Genomic DNA, 17,846 nt, shown 5'->3' with positions numbered 1-17,846 from the left:
TGCGAAAAATTAGTTACCTGTTGTTCAAACTAGCCGCCTACGTCTCGAAATCTGCTACCTTTTGCTAGAACTTGATCGTATCGTATCGGACCGTATTGCAGCTATTTCAGCATATGGGTTCATTTTGCGAAGGTTTCGGACTGTATAGCTCTTATTACCCTTGATTTGCACAGAAAAGGAGCACATTTGAGCGAATAGCTGCAACTGAGTCCGATAGTGTGACAAAACGAGCGGAATCATGGAAATAAGAGTAACTGAGTCCGAACAGTTGCTGAAAAGAACGCCGCCTGCCAAATTTGCTCCTAAACGTGCTAGCCATTGTTTAAACTAGCTGTCTGGGGCTCAACCTAGCTACACTGTGCGGAATTAGCTACCTATAGCTCAACCTATCTACTCCGTGCGAAATTAGTTACCTGTTACTCAACCTATCTATACCGTGCGGAATTAGCTACCTATAGCTCAACCTATCTACTCCGTGCGCAGAATTTGTTACCTGTTGCATAACCTAGCTGTCTACGTCTCGAAATCAGCTACCTTTTGCTCGATCTTGATCCTATCGGACCCTATTGCACCTATTTGTGATTTTGGGCCCATTTTGCGGCAGTTTCGGACTGTATAGCTCTTATTGCTCATAATTTGCTCGCAATCGGACCACATTTGTGGGAATAGCTGCAACTGGGTCCGTTAGCTCGAAAAAATACTTTGTATCTGCCTAATAGGGGCTCCTGGGTCCGCATGGAGGCTGGGCGGTGAGTTACTCTAATGTCTGTTGAGCTAACGGACCGCACTGCACCTATTTGTGGGTGGGATCTCGCATAATGTATTGGTGAGAGTAACTTAACGTCTGTTGAGCGCAACGAACCGGATTGCACCTGTTTGGGGGCGGGATCTCGCTTGTGATTTATGGGTAGGAGTTACTCAAATCTATTGAACGTTGCGGACCCTATTGCACCTATTTATGATTTTCGGCCCATTTTTCGGAAATTTCGGACTGCATAGCTCTTATTGCCCATAATTTGCTCGCGATTGGACCACATTTGTGGGAATAGCTGCAATTGGGTCCGTTAGCTCGATAAAATGCCCTGAATCTACCTAATAGCGGCTCCTGGGTCCGCATGATTAGGCCCGAAATCAGTTTTTTTGCTTCAATGCATTTTTTTGGAAGTGACAAGCATATTTATAAGACATGCCTTTAATGTGGAGATGTTAAATATGCAGTCATTATTGAGATACGCGATCATCCTGATCGGAAGCTTGCTCATTGCAGCAGCAACTAATTTTTTTCTAGTCCCATATAAAATCCTAGATGGGGGAATAATAGGAATAGCCCTCATCATCAATTATTTATCCGATGCCAAAATCGGTATAGCTGTCCTTCTCTGCAGCTTTCCGATTTTCCTGTTAGCCTGGCTGAAGGAACGCGATATCTTTTTCAATAGTGTATTAGGTTTATTGACCTCATCATTTCTGATTGAGCTTCTCGGTCCTTTGCAGTACCACTTTCTGTATTATTTTGAGTTCGGCTCCATTTCCAGCGCCATTATTGGCGGTTTTTTAATGGGAACGGGTCTTGGGCTTATGCTGCGGTTCAAAGCCAGTACAGGCGGAACGGATCTGCTTGCTCAATATATCAAAAGGTATCTCCCGCTTAACCTTGGACTCATCATTTTTTTGACAGATTTTATAATTATCGGCGCGGGAGGACTCCTGATTTCCAAAGAAACCTTCTTCCACTCCATCCTCACGATTATCGCTGGGGGTGTGGCCACAGGTCTCTGTACCTTGGAGACTGAAGAGAAATGGGAAAAAATATGAATATACACGATCATATGTTCGTATTATAATAATAAGAAAAATCATCTACCCTATCTCTACCTCACCTGGAGAGTGTGAATCTATGAATAAAGAGCGTGTTATTTTGTTATCCGATTGTCAGAGCTTTTACGCCTCCGTGGAGAAGGCCTCTAATCCGCAATACAGCAACAAACCGCTTATTGTCGCCGGAGATCCGGCTAGACGAAGCGGGATTGTGCTTGCCGCTTGTCCGTTAGCCAAATCTTTTGGCATTACTACCGCCGAGACCTTGAAGGAAGCACTCGCGAAGTGCCCCGAAGTAATCGTCGTCAGACCACATATGCAGCAATATATCGATGTTTCCTCCCAAATCACGGACATTCTACGCAAATTCAGTGACCTCGTAGAACCTTATTCCATCGATGAGCAGTTTATTGATATCACCGGCAGCCTCAGCTTATTCGGAAGCCCAAGACAGATCGCTACGACCATTCAGGACTTAATCCGCAGAAATACAGGTGTGCGCGCACGTATCGGTATAGGTTATTCCAAGGTTACCGCCAAAATGGCTTGCGACCTGTGGGCCAAGAAGAACCCGGAGGGTCTATTTACCCTCACTCAGGAAGAGCTTCCAGATGTACTTTGGCCGCTGCCCATTAGTGAGTTGTTTATGGTAGGCCGCCGCATGTCCGCGCACTTCCAAAGCATGGGTCTCACAACGATTGGCCATTTGGCACAGATGCCGCTAAGCGAGCTGAAATGGCGCATGCGGGAGAAATTCCATAAAAAATGCGATATCGATGCCGAGCTATATTGGCGAATTGCCAATGGCATCGACGATAGCCCTGTAAGTCCCGCTACCTATGAAGTTGCACCCAAGAGCGTCGGGCACCAAATGACACTGCCACGGGATTACTATACACTGCAAGAGATCAAGACCATCATTTTGGAGCTCTCAGAGCTGGTGTGCAGGCGCAGTCGCAAACTGAAGGTGCATGGTGCAGTCGTGTCTGTTGGCTGCCAAGGCGCCAGCTTTGATGACCCCAGCGGCTTCTCCAGACAGACTACGATGAGCGATCCTACGAATGCGACCCAGCTGGTATACGAGGCCGCCCTCGCTCTTTTCAAACAGCATTGGGAAGGTCAGCCTGTGCGCCGAATTCATCTAAGCCTGTCCAATCTGTCTGACGAAAGCCAATATCAGCTAACCTTATTTGAGTCGCGCCCCCGCTACCGTGAGCTCGAACGGGCCACTGATGCGCTGAAGAATAAATACGGGGAATCGATCATTGGACGCGCTGCATCGTTCACAGATGCCGGACAACTTAAGGACAGATCCGGAAAGATTGGCGGGCACTATAAATAAACAGTGCATCTTTATACATTTTATTTCTGAAACTATATTAAAATATATCCCATATCGTTTATAATGCTATATTGAGGTTGTTATTTTCACACAATGAAACGACAATCATAAGTATATACACATAGATATGTAACATTCCAGGGGAGGACCGGAGAAGTTGGAAAGCACGAGCAACACTAACATTACCTATTATGAAATCGTTGATCTCTGTCTTCTTGCTGGCAAGATCATGCTGCAAAACGGTGCAGAAACCTACAGAGTAGAAGATACCATGACACGTATGGCTGCTTCTCTCGGTTTTCCAGGGGCACATAGTTATGTGACGCCAACCGTTATTATGTTCACCACCAATAGAACGGAGCCCGTTAAGTTATATCGGATCGCCGAACGGACAACAGATCTGCAGAAAGTCTCAGAGGTTAATGATATCTCGCGGCGTCTGAACGAGCGTCAGATTACAGCCGAGGAAGCTCGGACACGATTAGGAGAGGTCGATGATGCCGCACATGCATATCCGGTATGGCTGCAAATCATAGCAGCGGCACTTACCGGCGCTTGCTTCACCGTTATGTTTAAGGGCAGCTTGTGGGATGCTCTCCCCGCATTGCCGATTTCCGGGTTAGGTTTTGCTGCGGTTATCTACCTGCATCGTCTTGTGCAGACTAGATTTTTTGCAGAGTTCTCTGCTTCCTTCCTGATCGGACTTCTGGCCTTCTATTCTGTAAAGCTGGGCATAGGTCAAGAAATGGACAAAATCATCATCGGCTCCGTGATGCCTCTAGTACCCGGTCTACTCATTACTAATGCCGTTCGTGATCTGATGGCTGGTCATCTGGTCTCAGGCATATCCAAAGGAGCAGATGCCTTTCTAACTGCTTTTGCGATCGGTACAGGCATTGGGCTTGTACTATCACTATTTTAATTTTCCATGTGAAAGAGGTTAGCCCTTCATGATTTTGCAACTTATAACCAGTTTTATCGCCGCGGCAACCTTCTGTATTTTATTTAATGCGCCTAAGCGCGCTCTACTGCAGTGTGGTTTTGCTGGAATGGTAGGCTGGATGGTGTATGTGATCCTTGATGTAGAGTGTGGGCCTGTTGTTGCTACGTTTGCGGCTACTGTAGTGGTGGGCATCGTCAGCCAGCTGTTTGCCCGATCCTTCAAAATGCCGGTTATTATTTTTAGTGTAGGCGGTATTATCCCACTTGTTCCGGGTGGTCTTGCTTACGATGCTATGCGTAGATTTGTGGAAGAAAACTATAATCTGGCTGTAGAAATCGCTGTTCGGGCATTAATGCTCTCTGGCGCAATTGCGGCTGGACTGGTGCTGAGTGAAGTTATCGGACAAATGTTCCGCCGTCGTGCAAGCAAAGCATAACCTTCTTACAACGTCATCTCATAGATTCAAAAAAAAGAAATCGTCTCTTGGTATAATGAGGATCATCCGTCCCTCTTCCAAGAAGCGATTTCTTTGTTTACTATCCTATCTACACAAGTACTGCTACAGGTTCAACCTCCGAATAAATACTATTGATCCGGTTATTTTTAATCCAAGAAAGTCCCACGGTACCTTCACCCGCATGAACAGCCACGGCAGGAATGTAAGTCATAATCTCCGTACGTAAATCAGGCGCCATCTCTTTGATGTCTTCTTCTAGCTTCAGCGCCATTTCTAAATTATTGGAATGCATGATGCACACATCGCTAACAAGTCCAGCATCCTGTTTAAAGATATCTAACAGCGCCTGCTTCGTCTTCTTCATCGTGCGGATTTTTTCCACAACAATGACCTTGCCCTCGTCAAAACGCAGCAGCAAATTTATCCGTAGTAATTGACTAAGAATTACCTGTGTACCAGAAACACGCCCACTACGGTGAAGCTGGGACAAGCTTGCAGGAATTAAGTAGAAGGACATATTTTGAATGATATTCTCTATCTTTTCTTTAATCTCTAGGCCAGTAAAGCCCATCTTGTGCCAATGAATACCTCGCGTAATCATTTCCCGAATCGGATAAGCGCCAACCTTGGAATCAATTCCAATAACATTAGCTTCCGCTATTTCAGCACCTTGCATGGAAGCATTGTATGTTCCGCTAAGCCCTGTCGAAAGATGCACCGCGATAATCTCATCATATTCTTCCTTCAACCGTTCGTATAACTCGATAAACTCACCGATTGGCGGCTGTGAGCTGCCTACTTGATCATGCTGACGCATTTTCTCATAGAACTCATCGATCGTAATATCTATATTTTCTTTATAACACTCGTTGTTAATAATCAGACGTAAAGGAACAATATACACATGGTTGTTCTTGGCGAATTCAGGATCGATTGTACATGTACTGTCGGTTACCCAGGCAATTGATTTCATGGTCACTTGTCACTTCTCTCTTTCATGAAAGGAATAGTAGAATGTTTGAAGAGACAAGGGCCACTAAACCTTCTCGGCCAATGAATCACTCTCTCATCCTGTACAATCAACTTACGAATAGACCAGCGGTTTAGGAAGTCCTCGTGCGTATTCGTAAATTATACAAGATAACGAGCGATAAGATAGGCAAAACAGGCCGATAATGCAAATTTCATTCATCTTTTTTCAACTTTATTCGACATTATTTCACATTATCTATGACGAATATACCTATCCTAATAGAGCCAGTTCATGTTATGTAAAAGCCTAACCACAGCAAAAATATCCCCGTCCCCACCCTCACCGTTCTTACATAAATCAGCGCTTGGTAGTTACATTAATAGGTACTCTTTACAGTTGTTACAGTACGGGGCTAAGTTATGATTGGTCAGATATGGCCCGGCATCTGTCAATTTGTCCAACTTTCCCTGTTGGCGGGTTGCGCTCGCCTTTATAAAGATCAGTTACCTTCTGCTGTGATAAAGCTTTTTATGGTGTGCTTAAGGCTACCGTCCAGTTTTTCTCCTGAATTTTAAAATCCAACTCGCGATAAGACTTAGACAGTTCATCAATCCGCTTCTGAATCTGAGCGACATCCACCGTTCTCTGGAAGCGAACCTCAGAGCGGCTGTACCGATCCTGAGTGATCGAAGCTTGCTCAAGCAAATCGCTAAACAGCTTCCGCAGCTGAAGCATTTTATCCCGTTCGGCTAGGGCATCGGCAATACTCCAATTCTCATTGAAGGCAACAGATGAATTCGTTCGATTAATCGCTCGAATCAAAATCGTCTGCTCGTTAACAGCTATTTCTAGCTCATGCAAAAGAGCCTCCGGCTGCTCTGCCGGATCTTCCCCCTCCTGCACCTTAACGACCCGATCGAGCCGCTGCTTTAGCTGCGCGATTTTACGGGTAAGATCACTTCGGTTCACTAATGCTTCCGCAAGTTTCATCTTTAAGTTCCCCCTAAGATTTTCTGATAGCTGGCGATATCCAGTCTTCGACCAAATTTACAGCCAATCTCCTTGAAGTAGGCACATTGTTCATATCCATTCTTTGAGAAAAGCTGGCGACTGCGTTCATTCTCTGCGCAAACGGTAGCTACTAACACATGGAAATCCAGTTCGGCAGCTCTCTTTTCAATAAAGCGTAAGGCATGCTGTCCTATTCTTTTACCCACACAAGCAGGTTTCAAATACACACTGATCTCCCCAGAGCTATCATAAGCCGGCTTACTCTTATGTCTAGCAATCAGAACATAGCCCTGAATAACATTATCCCAGGATAATATAACGTATGATTTGAACCGCGGATCATCATTCATCACTGATTGCCGCATTTCGTCCAAACTTAAAGGCTCGGTATGAAAAGAAACCGTAGTGTTCAGCACATAATAGTTATAAATATCGAGTACATCCGACAGATGCTCTTCGCGAATTTCAGTGAATAACAAACTTTCTCCCACTACTTTGTTCAACACAGCTAATCCTCCCAAATGGATGTTTCCAAATGATCGACGAACTTGCGTAATTTACCGGCTAGCTTGCGGTTAATGGTTCCATCCTGATACATTTGCTGCACCTTATCCCGTTGCTCCTGAATAGCTTTCAGTTTCAATTCAAGCTTTTGATCATCAACAAGACCATCCTTTGTCCAGCCTTGACCCTGCTCGAAGCGTGCGATTAGTTGCTCATAACTGCATGCAACCTTCTCTACTGCTTTTCGGTTGTTCTCATTCATACTTGCATTAACAGCAGCTATTGCTGCGCGGGACATAGAAATCTTAGCTTTTCTTGCACATTCAGCCTGTTGCAGCATTTGTTGGCTAGCTTCCCGTTCGTTTTGTCCTGAGAACATCCCCGCAAATAGCCTTCTAATCTCTGTAAGGGATAATCTAATTTGAGAGTTGAGACTTCTGGCTAAGAAAACTTCACTATGATCCAAGAATTCTTCCATTTTCTGAGCCACTGAGGCAGGAATCTCATTGTTAGTAAGCAATCGGGTCAGCTCTTTGCGTTCAGCATGCAAGCCCACTATCCTTGCTTCAACCCCAAGCCGACGGAGTTCCTCAAATGCCGGATCGTTCGCTTGATCCTCGCGGTTCAGACTATAAACCTTTTCTCTGAATTCACTCAAAGCTGGCTGTGCGGAATCCTTGCTCTCCTCCGTCATCATACTTTGAAGCAGCGTTATCCCGGCAGCAACGACCTTAGATTTGGCCGCCTGTTCAACCTCAGTGTCCCCTGGTTCGGCAACCGGCTCTTCTTTACCTGCGAGAATTGGTAAAAAGATACTAGCGATCAGCAGCGACATCAGAATCACACCCGCAGCGATAAAGATAATTAGATCACGTTCAGGAAAAGGTGAGCCATCTCCTAACACAAAAGGAATCGAAAAGGCACCGGCTAAAGTAACCGCGCCTCGCACTCCTGAAATAGTCAGGATTAGCATGGACTTAATAGACGATTTTTCCATTTTTTGCAGGCCGGCGCCAGCCAGGGAAAATACATATACCCATATAAAACGCAGCACAAAAAGCAGTAACGTTATCGCTAATACATAACCAATCACCATAAGATTGTCCACCGCTGTATCCCGGTAGATCACTTCAATAACATCTGGAATCGACAATCCGAGAATAAGGAAGACCAAGCCATTCAAGATGTAGAGCAGCACAGACCATGTACTGGCGGATACCAGCTGTAGCTTATACTGTGGCGAAACTGCACGATCCTTCTCGACCGCATGAATTATCCCTGCTGCAACCACAGCTAAAATGCCGGATACCCCTATTTCTTCACTAATCAGATACACAATGAAAGGAGTCAGGATTTGCAGCAGCACATGTACTGTGATGTCCTCCATCCCCAGTCTGCGGATAAATACACTGAACCGAATCAGGAGGAACGCGAGTATTGCTCCGACAATTAGCCCACCTAAAGCGATAATCACAAAGCTAATGGAGGCTTTCGGCAAAGAAAATATGCCTGTAACAGCTGCTGCAATAGCGAAGTTAAACGCAACAAGGCCAGAGGCATCATTCATCAATGATTCGCCCTCTAGAATACGATGAATACTCTTGGGAAGATGTACTCTCCCAGCGATTGCGCTTACCGCCACAGCATCTGTCGGCGATAAGATCGCTGCCAGCGCAAAAGCAGCTGTGAGTGGAATGGTGGGGATCATCCAGTTAATGGAATATCCAGCGATAAGCACTGTAGCAAATACCAAGCCTAGTGCCAGCATTAAGATTGGAGCCCGCAGGTTCCATAACTCATTTCTCGGTGTTCGCTTTCCGTCATTGAACAAAAGCGGAGCAATAAATAACACGAAAAACAACTCTGGCTCCAGTGACATATGTATTCCCAAAGGCAATAGTACGACCACTACACCCAAGCCAATTTGTATTAAGGGTATCGGCACGAAGGGAATGAATCGGTTTATGATGTTGGATATTGCGATAAGCCCAAGTAGGACGAGTACAACCAGAAATGTCTCCAAACCACATCAACTCCCTTTTTTATATTTGATTATTATATCGCAAAGCTTTAGGCAAGGGCAAAATCTAGCAAAAGATTCTTAACATTAAAATCCCCTACAAATTCCACAAAAATTCCATCAGATACATATTGACATAAATATTTATTTGTGTTATAATTAAATACTTATCTATTGTTTTTATTTTCAGTTTTGAGTAATATATGCATTAGCCTCACGGCGTCGCTCTTATTATCAATCACGGAGGGATATAATGTACATTGCTCAAGGAATAGAAATGCTCGAGATTACAGCGCAGGTTATGGGTGGAAAAGACACGATTTACCCCACGCTACTCTGGGATGAACATACCGCCGTACTCGTCGATACCGGATTCCCGGGTCTACTCTCTACTTTCAAAGAGGCTCTAAAAGAAGCACATGTGCCTTGGGAGAAGCTCCGTATCCTTATTATCACGCATCAGGATTTAGACCATATCGGTTGCCTCCCTGCCCTATTGGCTGATGAAGATCTAGAGCTTACAGTTCTGGCTCATGAAATTGAGCAGCCTTATATTCAAGGAGAGCGAATGCTCCTTAAGCACACTCCTGAAGCTTTAGCGGCGGCAGCGGCTATGATCCCAGCTCATGTACCTGAGGAATGGCAGCGTACCTTCCTCTCTGTATTAGCCCATCCTCCTAAAGGAAAAGTGGATCAAACGCTTGTGGATGGAGAAAAGTTACCTTTTGCCGGTGGAATTACGGTGATCCATACCCCAGGCCACAGCCCAGGGCATCTCAGTCTTTACCATCATGATAGCCGTACACTTATTGCCGCCGATGCCTTGACCGTTCAGAATGGCGAGCTACAGGGTCCCACTCCTTCCGCCACCCCTGACATGGAGCTGGCTTTGGCCTCTCTGAACAAGTTCTCTGAGTATGAGATCGATACGGTCATTTGTTATCATGGCGGACTCTACCGCGGAGATGCAAACAGACGTATTGCTGAACTAGCAGAAGGAAAAGGAAAGCTGTAATGATACAAAAGAAGACAGAGCCTAAAATCCGGCTCTGCCTTCTTTTTTCATATATAATCGTTATTTTTCATTATCACTTAAGACTCTGAACCCACCGTAAACCGTTCACGAATATGCTGCGGCTGTTCGATTTCATCGACAATAGCAACGGCATAATCTTCGTAGCTGACATAACTCTCGCCTTTGGAGTTCACCAGAAGATTATCCTTACCTTTTACATAAGAACCCGTTCTTGTGCCGATGGCAAAATTAGCAGATGGGCTAACAAAGGTCCAAGAGAGTGCATCTGTCCCTTGCAGAATCTCCAGATTCTTGGCTTGATTCGTCGCTGTTGGCTTAATAAAGTCAGGAAAGTCATTCGTATCCACTACTTTAAGCGTTTTGGCTTCATCTACATAAAGACTTCCTGCACCCCCAACTACAATTAATCTTGTATCGGGCGAAGCCTTCAACGCTTCAATAAGCACATTCCCGGCATCCACATGCAGATGTTCTTGTCCAAACGGCGCACCAAAAGCATTCACAACCACATCGAACCCCTGCAAATCTTCAACGGTAAGTGCAAATACATCCTTTTCAATGACATTCGCTTTACTATTTGTTACTTTAGATGCATCCCGCACAATCGCTGTAACTTCATGACCTCTATCCAACGCTTCCTGCGTAATTCGGCTTCCAGCTTTTCCACTTGCTCCAACAACTGCGATTTTCATATGATTGTCCTCCTGAGTTTACGATGTTTTCGCTTTAATATTTATATCAAGGAGCTCCTGAACGATGGTTCTATCGATATCGAGATCAAATTTTCTCCCCCAAAAGCATTCCGTGCCCCGTTGAGTGATCCGATCATAGTCTTCAATCGTTAGCGTTCTAGGATAATCCGGTCCTGTTTCCCAATCTGTATACCGCTTAATTTCATTCAGCACATGCATCTTATAAACACTATTCAAAATTATCGTATGGAAAAAGATTTCATCTCCACATAAAGTGTTCCTAAAAAATCTGACGTATTCCGGAGAGCTTTTTGTAAAATCCAAGATGTATTCCATACATCCACCTGTAATAGACATCCAGTTTGAGCCTTTATATAAACCGTTCGGCAGAGCGCTTAATCTTCTTTGCAGAAACGGAACGCTCATAATTAGTTTAATGTACCTCATTCGGATCGCTGTCATACGCCGGGTCCTTGAGATGAGGAATCTAGGATAATAAACTGAGACCCGCTCGTAACATCCCCAAGTTTCCGCAGCATTAGGCAGCTGCAAATACTTCACAAATTCCTTACCTTCATTCCCCTTAAAGAAATCTAGAATCACTTCATTCGAAGCCAGAGGCAGATCCTGACCGCTTAGAATGTGAATATAATTGAAATCCCCATGTTCTTTGATCAGCAAAAAGCACTTCAAAATGCATTCAATCTGGCTGTAATGCCCCCACTGCACATCAATAGGCTTTTCCACAAAATGAATATCGTTACGATGAATAATGTCAGCTTCAATATTACTTTTCTGATCGACATGCAGGAAAAACTCTACGGACTCGTTAGTTAAACTATCAATTAGCAAATTGATCTGCTCCGGATTCTTATGACAAAGAATGATATACGCCATTTTGAATGCTTCCAACAAACTTCACCCTTCCGCCCACCTATTTCCAATATTATAAAATAAATGGACGAAAATGGATATATAATTATCTCTCTAAAACAAGTCTGATTCCAATGTTCCAAGGATCTTGGAATGTAGGATCTCCATTCACTTCTGTAACTGCGTAACCAGCCTGCCGTACTCGCTCCACCACAGCGTTGCGTTCCTCTTCATTCGTAAGAATTAAGGTAAAATAATCAATCCCCACAGTATCAGCTGGAGCCGCAGGTGCGCCCTGTCCAGCCCAAACATTCAGCCCGATATGGTGATGATAGCCACCAGCAGAGATAAACATAGCAGCACTTCCATAATTAGCTGTTAGTTCAAAACCAAGCAAATCGACGTAGAAGGCTTTCGCCTTATTTAAATTCCCCACATGAAAGTGTACATGCCCAATCACTGTTCCCGCTGGCAGCCCGTTCCATGATAAACCTTCAGAAGCTGCCAATAGTCCATCTACATCCACTGGATCAGTGGACATCATTACATGCCCTTCCGCATTATATTTCCATTCACTCTTAGGACGATCTCGATAGATTTCAATCCCATTATTATCTGGATCCTGAATATACAACGCTTCACTGACCAGATGATCCCCCTGCCCCACTTCAATCCCCGAAGAGATCAAATTGCGCACAACCAATCCAAGGCTAGGACGATCTGGAACAAGGATAGCGAAATGATACAACCCAGCCACAGAATTAGGGCGGATCACCCGCGCATTTTCAATCTCCCGCAAAATCAATAACACATTCTGACCGTCAGCGGTCATTTCAACTTCGCGGCCAGTCTGCCGCAAAACGCTTAACCCCACAACATTCTGATAAAAGGTGAGCGAACGCTCCAAATTGCTTACTCTAATCTGCACCAGACCGATCTGAGTGTCTGGTTGAAGTATTGTTTTAGTCGTCATTATAAATTCCTCCCAATCATGCTGTAACTGTTTTAGTTACAAATTAACTATCTTTAGTATAGTTACCTTCTATATGTTTGTCAATTACCTATAAAAAAATCATGTCGACTGGTTCACAGCCAAACATGATTCACAGGAACATATAATAAGTAATTCAAAAAAAGGTTTCCGGGTATTTCAACTCTCCCTTAATCCTCTGCAGTACGCCTTCCTTCAGCTCACAGACCATAAAGACATTCTCCGGTACCGCGAATTGTTTCATCTTCCCGATCACTAAAAGCCTTAACATTCACATGAAATACTCCATTATAGTCTGCCACAGTTTCTGCTCTAATTCTCATTTTTGTTGCTCCATTCCAGTAAATATTCGGATACACTGGATTCCAAAAGGCCGATCAAATCTTCATCCATATACTTATAGTCATCAGCTATGTTCAGGCAAATTATTTTTTTGCCCCTTACACAGTCTCTAAATTTATCTTGAATTCTTCGAACATGTTTCTTCTCCATCACAAAAATCACATCCGCCCAACCCAAATGCCCTTCAGAAATTTTAATTCTGGCATGATCTTCAGTCCCTGCTGATCTCACTTCATGACCATCAATTCCTTGAAAGATCTTCTCCGCAGTTAGACTCCGCCAGCGATTCTGGCTGCAGACAAACAGTAGTTTAATAAGTGCACCTTCCTTATCCGATTGTTAAAAAGATATTTATTGTCTCGCCTGCTTCGTGTATTCAATCAACCAACAATCTCTTAGCTCTCCTTCATGTTGTTCGTGCTGTTCAAGGTATTTCTTCTTCACAAAGCCAATCTTCTCGTATACTCTAAGGGCTCTTTTATTCCAGGCTTGCGGGTCCATGACAATTTTATCCGCCTGTTTTGCTTCGATAAGATAATTAACCGTTTCTTTAATGAGTCGCGAACCCATTCCTTGATTCCATAAATCAGGCTCGCCAATAAACTGGTCCATCCCAAAGATTTGACCTTCGAATCCCACGTAGCCGTACACCTCTAATTCTTCATCATCTATAAGATAGAACTGGAGATAACCTATATCCCGCTCCTTGTATTGCACAATACACTGCGTAACTTCGGCTTGCTCGTCGTAAAAATGCTCCTTCACCAGCTCCAAATCATGCGGGCGATCACGACCTTCATAGAACTCCAGTACAACGGGGTCTGAGAGCCATTTTACAAGTAATGCGGCATCGTTTAGCTCAAGTGTTCTCAGTCTGATCTCTTGCTTTTCAAAAATAATCATAACGCACTATACAGTTCATAAAGAGGTCTGTAGCTTGGATGTTCTTCTATTTCCGTTACGACAACACCTTGCTCGGAGTCAATCACACGGTAGGCTTTAGCTTCTTCTCTGGTCGACATCACTTTATATTCCTTATCTTTATAGATGATTGCACAATTGTTATCCACCGCGATTCCAGGCAAACCTCCACCTTTAACCATGCGTGTAAAATCTTCAACCCGAATATCCTCATTATAATGCGGACAATGAATGCCCGGCAGAATCCCCATGGCTTCAAGCTTGATATACTGCCATTCCCCCTGATCGTCGAACGCCTCAGAGTCACTATGCCCATATTCAAACCAACAGATGGAACCTGCGCTAAGCCCGGCCAATACGGTTCCAGAGGAATAAGCTTCTTTCAAAAGCGTATCTACCCCTGTATTTTTCCAAATCTCCAGCATCTTTCGGGTATTGCCTCCACCAACATAAATCAAATCAGCAGCTGTAATTAAATCTGTAATCTCATCATGAGTGTAAGTTTGGCTCACAAGCAATAAGTGACTTGTTTCACATCCAAGTATATCGCCATATACTTTGCTAAAAGTATCACAATATCCCGGCGCATCACTACTGGCTGTTGGAATAAATAACGCCTTCGGCTTAGCCTTTTGAGTTAGCTGCACAACTTTACGATCAATTTCCAGCGTTTCAAGCTCGATTAACTCTCCCCCGCCAATCACTACGATAGTGCCCATGATTTCCCCTTCTTTCACTAGGATTACATCCTATTGCTCACTCTTGGCTTACCGATGCTTGCAAAATATTCCTCTGCCAAAATGCTGTAGATCTCCAGATCCACCAGCCCTTTACCTGACCATACATGCGCCTGCCTTAACGTGCCTTCTTTCGTAAAGCCATTTTTCAAAAGCACCCGCTTCGATCGTTCATTAAAGGGCATAACCTCAGCTTGAATTCGATTGACTTCTGCAGTCTCAAATAAATATTTCACCACTAACTGAATGGCCTGAGCTGCAATCCCTTTTCCCCAATAAGGTTCCGCCAAAAAGTAACCGATCGTCACCATATCCACCTTTTGATTAAAATCCATAACTTCGATGATACCTAGCAGTATGTAAGGGTTATTTTTGAGGAAAATCCCCCATTTCACTCTTACCCCTTTGGTAAAATCACGTTCGAAATGACCGATCATATTCTTGACTGTATCTTTATTATGTTTCGGAATAATTCCACAGTACTCAAACACTTGATCATTGCTATATATCCCAAATACCTCATTAAGGTTGCTGACTTCAATCTTTTTCAGTAATAATTGCTCGGATTCCAAAGTAGGGAATTGCTCAAATACGTGACTAAGCTTCAATTTGTTCCCTCCATTACTTTTTGATGGCTTGGATCAGGGTTGGATTAGGATTGCAGTTTGACTTTTTGTATCCTGTATTACCCCTTCCTTTATTACCCCCGGACACTTCCCCTGTACTGCGCGGTTCTAAGCTCACGAATATAGGGCTCTGCAGCTGGCATATCTGCCTCAACGGCCTGTTGAACGGCTAACTCGATGTCATAAGGCACTCTTACAAATTGCATATTCAAAGGAGCCGCTGACACTCCCATGTATTCTCCCTCCATAATCACATAAGATGCCTGGGTTAGATCAAGCGGATTCCCCACACTGCCTACGTTAAATAAAGTCTTGCCTTCTAAATGTTGAATAAAAGCATTATGAATATCCCCGTAACCTACGATATCCGCTTGTCGTTTCTCCTGGCAGAGATCAGAATAACCAAACAAAGATAATCGCTTTTCATAATCATCCCAAGGTTGAACACGTTCATACAGGCTTCGTGGCGAAGCATGAAATAACCGTACAAATTTACCACTCATCATAAACTCAATCGAAAACGGCAACGTGCTTAAATAAGCTAGGCGCTCTTGACCTATCAACCCGCGGCACCACCGAGCCATCTCAAAATCAACATCCTGATTCATTAAATCATCCCAGTTCCCCATAACACTGATTTCACAATTCTTTTTTATGATATCAAGTGCAAGATCTGAGTTCGGTCCTTTTCCAACAATATCGCCTAAACAAAACACCCTGCTGATTCCCCGCTGCTGGATGTCATCTAAAACGGCCGTAAGGGCCGGTATATTTCCATGAATGTCTGAGATTATTGCAATTTGCTCCACTGTAGAACCTCCGTATATATTGATCTTTAAAAAAGTTACTTATCCTAAAACTAATTGTACTGCATCAGCGGCTGTTGCTCATTTATAGGGCATTTTTACCTTTCTTTTCGCTCATCCATCGACTGTTGCTCGTTTATAGGGCATTTTTGCCTTTCTTTTCGCTCATCCATCGACTGTTGCTCGTTTATAGGGCATTTTTGCTTCTCTTTTTGCTACTTTGGATGATTTCAGCCACTTCAGCACATTTCAACGGTATTTATACCGTACATTTCACCATTTCAGCCACTTCAGCACATTTCAACGGCATTTATACCGTACATTTCATCATTCCAGTCACTTCAGCACATTTTAACGGCATTTATACCGTACATTTCACCATTTCAGCTACCTCGTTCTAGTCACACTTAATCTTTTGTAAACTTTATGGATTGTAAAATATCCTCTATCCTCTTCATATCTTCTTTATGTACTTCATCCACACTATAAGGGAACTGCACCATAAATGACATTTCCGGTTTCTCAATAACGTAATAAATAAATTTCCCTTTACTCCCTTCCTCTTCGAATACTTCAGTTTCGTACTTTATGAACTCTAACCCGCCTAAATTAGTTTTACTTTTTGTCAGATCCGCCCCGTTGTTGTAATCCGTTCGGCCATCCTCGAGCCATTTGTTGACAAGCTCCATGTCCTTAGGCTTAAATCCAAAGAGCATTACTCCCGGACCTTTAAGTCCCTCAGCAGCTTTAAACTCAGTCGTGGAGACTATTAACCATAATGGCGCTCCATGCTGCTCAGTTACAACCCAATGATCCGGATAGTTGAAGGTGATTCCAAAATTCGCATCCTCGTATTTAGTGGTATCCCTTGATTCATTACAGCCGGTAATCATTACTATAATTAGTAGTATAGGCAGTAATTTCTTTAACATTCTTTAGCTCTCCCTCAATGTATGTATGCATATTATCTTTAATCCGGCTTCTAAATACAGATTCTATATTCGCTCTTACTTCCCTTCTTTGCCCATAAACCTAATTAAGCAAAAAAAAGACCAGAATCACGTTTTCACATGTTCTGGCCTTCCTTCTAAGCTGTGATATGGAGGAATCAAAGTTCAGGCATTTCATTCGCAATCTGTTCCAATGTAACCTCCTGGAGGACATTCTCCATTGCTTTTTGGGCGAGTGAGAACACAGGTACAATTGCACTGGCTATATTCTTACCAACAGGACAATCGGGATTAGGATGCTCATGGACAGAAAACAACGAGTCCTCTTCCACCGCATTAACTGCCTTATAAATCTGCAGCAGCGTAATCTCGGATGCGCTACGTGTAAGCGAGGCGCCTGCGACTCCGGGGCGGGCATTTACTAGTCCTGCTTTTTGCAGCATACTCGTAAGCCGACGGATAACTACAGGGTTTGTGTTTACGCTACCAGCTATCCACTCCGATGTGCTTTTGCCTTCTTTATTGCTCTCAATCAACGTTAATATATGAATGGCTACCGCAAATCGGGTGCTAATATTCATGGAAATCTCTCCTTCTGCCTTGCTGCAAAACATCCTTCAGATGCAACTATAATAGTTACATTTCATGCATTTGTCAAACTTTTGAGGATAAGAACAACTTATAATCTATCAATATCCTCCATATAGATTATTCCTCAATATGACACATATTATTGAATCCAACATCAAGAATTCAAGAACTCTATTTACTTTTACAGTAAATAGAGTAATACTTTTGAAATGA

20 protein-coding genes are annotated in these 17,846 nt (G+C 43.6%); 5 read left to right on the top strand and 15 right to left on the bottom strand.

All coding sequences use genetic code 11. The features are described from left to right. Positions 1-1,212 precede the first annotated feature (1,212 nt). The 4 genes from NST40_RS11810 to NST40_RS11795 all read left to right on the top strand — a co-directional run bounded on the left by NST40_RS11810 (position 1,213) and on the right by NST40_RS11795 (position 4,539). On the top strand, positions 1,213-1,815 hold the full coding sequence (locus NST40_RS11810) for a YitT family protein (RefSeq protein WP_076218939.1): 603 nt from the start codon (positions 1,213-1,215) through the stop codon (positions 1,813-1,815). A gap of 82 nt (positions 1,816-1,897) precedes the next feature. Beyond that, positions 1,898-3,160 (top strand): DNA polymerase IV, encoded by a 1,263-nt coding sequence (locus NST40_RS11805; RefSeq protein ID WP_076189810.1) that lies wholly within the window; start codon positions 1,898-1,900, stop codon positions 3,158-3,160. Between the two features lie 157 nt (positions 3,161-3,317). Beyond that, positions 3,318-4,082 (top strand): threonine/serine exporter family protein, encoded by a 765-nt coding sequence (locus NST40_RS11800; protein ID WP_081387687.1) that lies wholly within the window; start codon positions 3,318-3,320, stop codon positions 4,080-4,082. 28 nt (positions 4,083-4,110) lie between these two features. Then, on the top strand, positions 4,111-4,539 hold the full coding sequence (locus NST40_RS11795) for a threonine/serine exporter family protein (protein WP_036685970.1): 429 nt from the start codon (positions 4,111-4,113) through the stop codon (positions 4,537-4,539). A 109-nt stretch (positions 4,540-4,648) separates the two neighbouring features. Here NST40_RS11795 and NST40_RS11790 read toward each other — a convergent pair whose 3' ends face one another. The 4 genes from NST40_RS11790 to NST40_RS11775 all read right to left on the bottom strand — a co-directional run bounded on the left by NST40_RS11790 (position 4,649) and on the right by NST40_RS11775 (position 9,071). Beyond that, on the bottom strand, positions 4,649-5,533 hold the full coding sequence (locus NST40_RS11790; protein ID WP_076129966.1) for a DegV family protein: 885 nt from the start codon (positions 5,531-5,533) through the stop codon (positions 4,649-4,651). 528 nt (positions 5,534-6,061) lie between these two features. Continuing rightward, positions 6,062-6,523: a DIP1984 family protein gene (locus NST40_RS11785; protein ID WP_076278056.1), complete on the bottom strand. Its 462-nt coding sequence runs from the start codon at positions 6,521-6,523 to the stop codon at positions 6,062-6,064. Positions 6,524-6,525: 2 nt separating this feature from the next. Beyond that, positions 6,526-7,050 (bottom strand): GNAT family N-acetyltransferase, encoded by a 525-nt coding sequence (locus NST40_RS11780; protein ID WP_254847619.1) that lies wholly within the window; start codon positions 7,048-7,050, stop codon positions 6,526-6,528. A 2-nt stretch (positions 7,051-7,052) separates the two neighbouring features. Then, entirely contained in the window at positions 7,053-9,071 is a 2,019-nt protein-coding gene (locus tag NST40_RS11775) for a Na+/H+ antiporter (RefSeq protein WP_076278057.1), read from the bottom strand. Between the two features lie 250 nt (positions 9,072-9,321). Here NST40_RS11775 and NST40_RS11770 point away from each other — a divergent pair, with 250 nt between their 5' ends. Next, positions 9,322-10,083, top strand: a complete 762-nt coding sequence (locus NST40_RS11770) for an MBL fold metallo-hydrolase (RefSeq protein ID WP_076278058.1) — start codon at positions 9,322-9,324, stop codon at positions 10,081-10,083. Positions 10,084-10,160: 77 nt separating this feature from the next. On the opposite strand, the gene NST40_RS11765 is transcribed toward NST40_RS11770, so the two are convergent. From NST40_RS11765 to NST40_RS11715, 11 genes are all read right to left on the bottom strand, one after another. Further along, entirely contained in the window at positions 10,161-10,796 is a 636-nt protein-coding gene (locus NST40_RS11765; protein ID WP_076278059.1) for an NAD(P)-dependent oxidoreductase, read from the bottom strand. Positions 10,797-10,814: 18 nt separating this feature from the next. Further along, positions 10,815-11,708 carry a beta-1,6-N-acetylglucosaminyltransferase gene (locus NST40_RS11760; RefSeq protein ID WP_143761995.1) on the bottom strand — a complete coding sequence of 298 codons (894 nt, stop codon included), beginning with the start codon at positions 11,706-11,708 and terminating at the stop codon, positions 10,815-10,817. A gap of 67 nt (positions 11,709-11,775) precedes the next feature. Then, complete coding sequence (locus NST40_RS11755; protein ID WP_076218943.1) at positions 11,776-12,642, bottom strand: VOC family protein; 867 nt, start codon at positions 12,640-12,642, stop codon at positions 11,776-11,778. 218 nt (positions 12,643-12,860) lie between these two features. Beyond that, positions 12,861-12,983 (bottom strand): hypothetical protein, encoded by a 123-nt coding sequence (locus tag NST40_RS11750; protein ID WP_256719106.1) that lies wholly within the window; start codon positions 12,981-12,983, stop codon positions 12,861-12,863. Continuing rightward, positions 12,973-13,317, bottom strand: coding sequence for a protein tyrosine phosphatase (locus NST40_RS11745; RefSeq protein WP_076218945.1), 345 nt, complete (start codon positions 13,315-13,317; stop codon positions 12,973-12,975). Before NST40_RS11745 ends, NST40_RS11750 begins: the two co-directional genes overlap by 11 nt. Positions 13,318-13,353: 36 nt before the next feature. After that, positions 13,354-13,905 carry a GNAT family N-acetyltransferase gene (locus NST40_RS11740; RefSeq protein WP_076218946.1) on the bottom strand — a complete coding sequence of 184 codons (552 nt, stop codon included), beginning with the start codon at positions 13,903-13,905 and terminating at the stop codon, positions 13,354-13,356. Then, a complete protein-coding gene (locus NST40_RS11735) occupies positions 13,902-14,660 on the bottom strand; it encodes a peptidase E (RefSeq protein WP_143759908.1) in 759 nt (252 codons plus the stop codon). Before NST40_RS11735 ends, NST40_RS11740 begins: the two co-directional genes overlap by 4 nt. A 5-nt stretch (positions 14,661-14,665) precedes the next feature. Continuing rightward, positions 14,666-15,268: a GNAT family protein gene (locus tag NST40_RS11730; protein WP_051491425.1), complete on the bottom strand. Its 603-nt coding sequence runs from the start codon at positions 15,266-15,268 to the stop codon at positions 14,666-14,668. 92 nt (positions 15,269-15,360) lie between these two features. Next, positions 15,361-16,095, bottom strand: a complete 735-nt coding sequence (locus NST40_RS11725; protein ID WP_076218947.1) for a metallophosphoesterase family protein — start codon at positions 16,093-16,095, stop codon at positions 15,361-15,363. Between the two features lie 404 nt (positions 16,096-16,499). Beyond that, positions 16,500-17,024 carry a hypothetical protein gene (locus NST40_RS11720; RefSeq protein WP_076278061.1) on the bottom strand — a complete coding sequence of 175 codons (525 nt, stop codon included), beginning with the start codon at positions 17,022-17,024 and terminating at the stop codon, positions 16,500-16,502. Positions 17,025-17,200: 176 nt separating this feature from the next. After that, on the bottom strand, positions 17,201-17,623 hold the full coding sequence (locus NST40_RS11715; RefSeq protein WP_076278062.1) for an Rrf2 family transcriptional regulator: 423 nt from the start codon (positions 17,621-17,623) through the stop codon (positions 17,201-17,203). Positions 17,624-17,846 lie beyond the last annotated feature (223 nt).

Source organism: Paenibacillus sp. FSL R10-2778 (assembly GCF_038593035.1).
GTDB classification, from domain to species: Bacteria; Bacillota; Bacilli; order Paenibacillales; family Paenibacillaceae; genus Paenibacillus_AQ; species Paenibacillus_AQ odorifer.
This window is presented reverse-complemented; position numbering and strand designations above follow the sequence as displayed.

What these genes read in the sequence shown, in the direction of transcription:
- NST40_RS11810 (WP_076218939.1), top strand. Translation starts at nt 1,213, where the DNA reads ATGCAGTCATTATTGAGATACGCGATCATCCTGATCGGAAGCTTGCTC.
- NST40_RS11805 (WP_076189810.1), top strand. Translation starts at nt 1,898, where the DNA reads ATGAATAAAGAGCGTGTTATTTTGTTATCCGATTGTCAGAGCTTTTAC.
- NST40_RS11795 (WP_036685970.1), top strand. Translation starts at nt 4,111, where the DNA reads ATGATTTTGCAACTTATAACCAGTTTTATCGCCGCGGCAACCTTCTGT.
- NST40_RS11790 (WP_076129966.1), bottom strand. Translation starts at nt 5,533, where the DNA reads ATGAAATCAATTGCCTGGGTAACCGACAGTACATGTACAATCGATCCT.
- NST40_RS11785 (WP_076278056.1), bottom strand. Translation starts at nt 6,523, where the DNA reads ATGAAACTTGCGGAAGCATTAGTGAACCGAAGTGATCTTACCCGTAAA.
- NST40_RS11770 (WP_076278058.1), top strand. Translation starts at nt 9,322, where the DNA reads ATGTACATTGCTCAAGGAATAGAAATGCTCGAGATTACAGCGCAGGTT.
- NST40_RS11765 (WP_076278059.1), bottom strand. Translation starts at nt 10,796, where the DNA reads ATGAAAATCGCAGTTGTTGGAGCAAGTGGAAAAGCTGGAAGCCGAATT.
- NST40_RS11755 (WP_076218943.1), bottom strand. Translation starts at nt 12,642, where the DNA reads ATGACGACTAAAACAATACTTCAACCAGACACTCAGATCGGTCTGGTG.
- NST40_RS11750 (WP_256719106.1), bottom strand. Translation starts at nt 12,983, where the DNA reads ATGAGAATTAGAGCAGAAACTGTGGCAGACTATAATGGAGTATTTCAT.
- NST40_RS11740 (WP_076218946.1), bottom strand. Translation starts at nt 13,905, where the DNA reads ATGATTATTTTTGAAAAGCAAGAGATCAGACTGAGAACACTTGAGCTA.
- NST40_RS11720 (WP_076278061.1), bottom strand. Translation starts at nt 17,024, where the DNA reads ATGTTAAAGAAATTACTGCCTATACTACTAATTATAGTAATGATTACC.
- NST40_RS11715 (WP_076278062.1), bottom strand. Translation starts at nt 17,623, where the DNA reads ATGAATATTAGCACCCGATTTGCGGTAGCCATTCATATATTAACGTTG.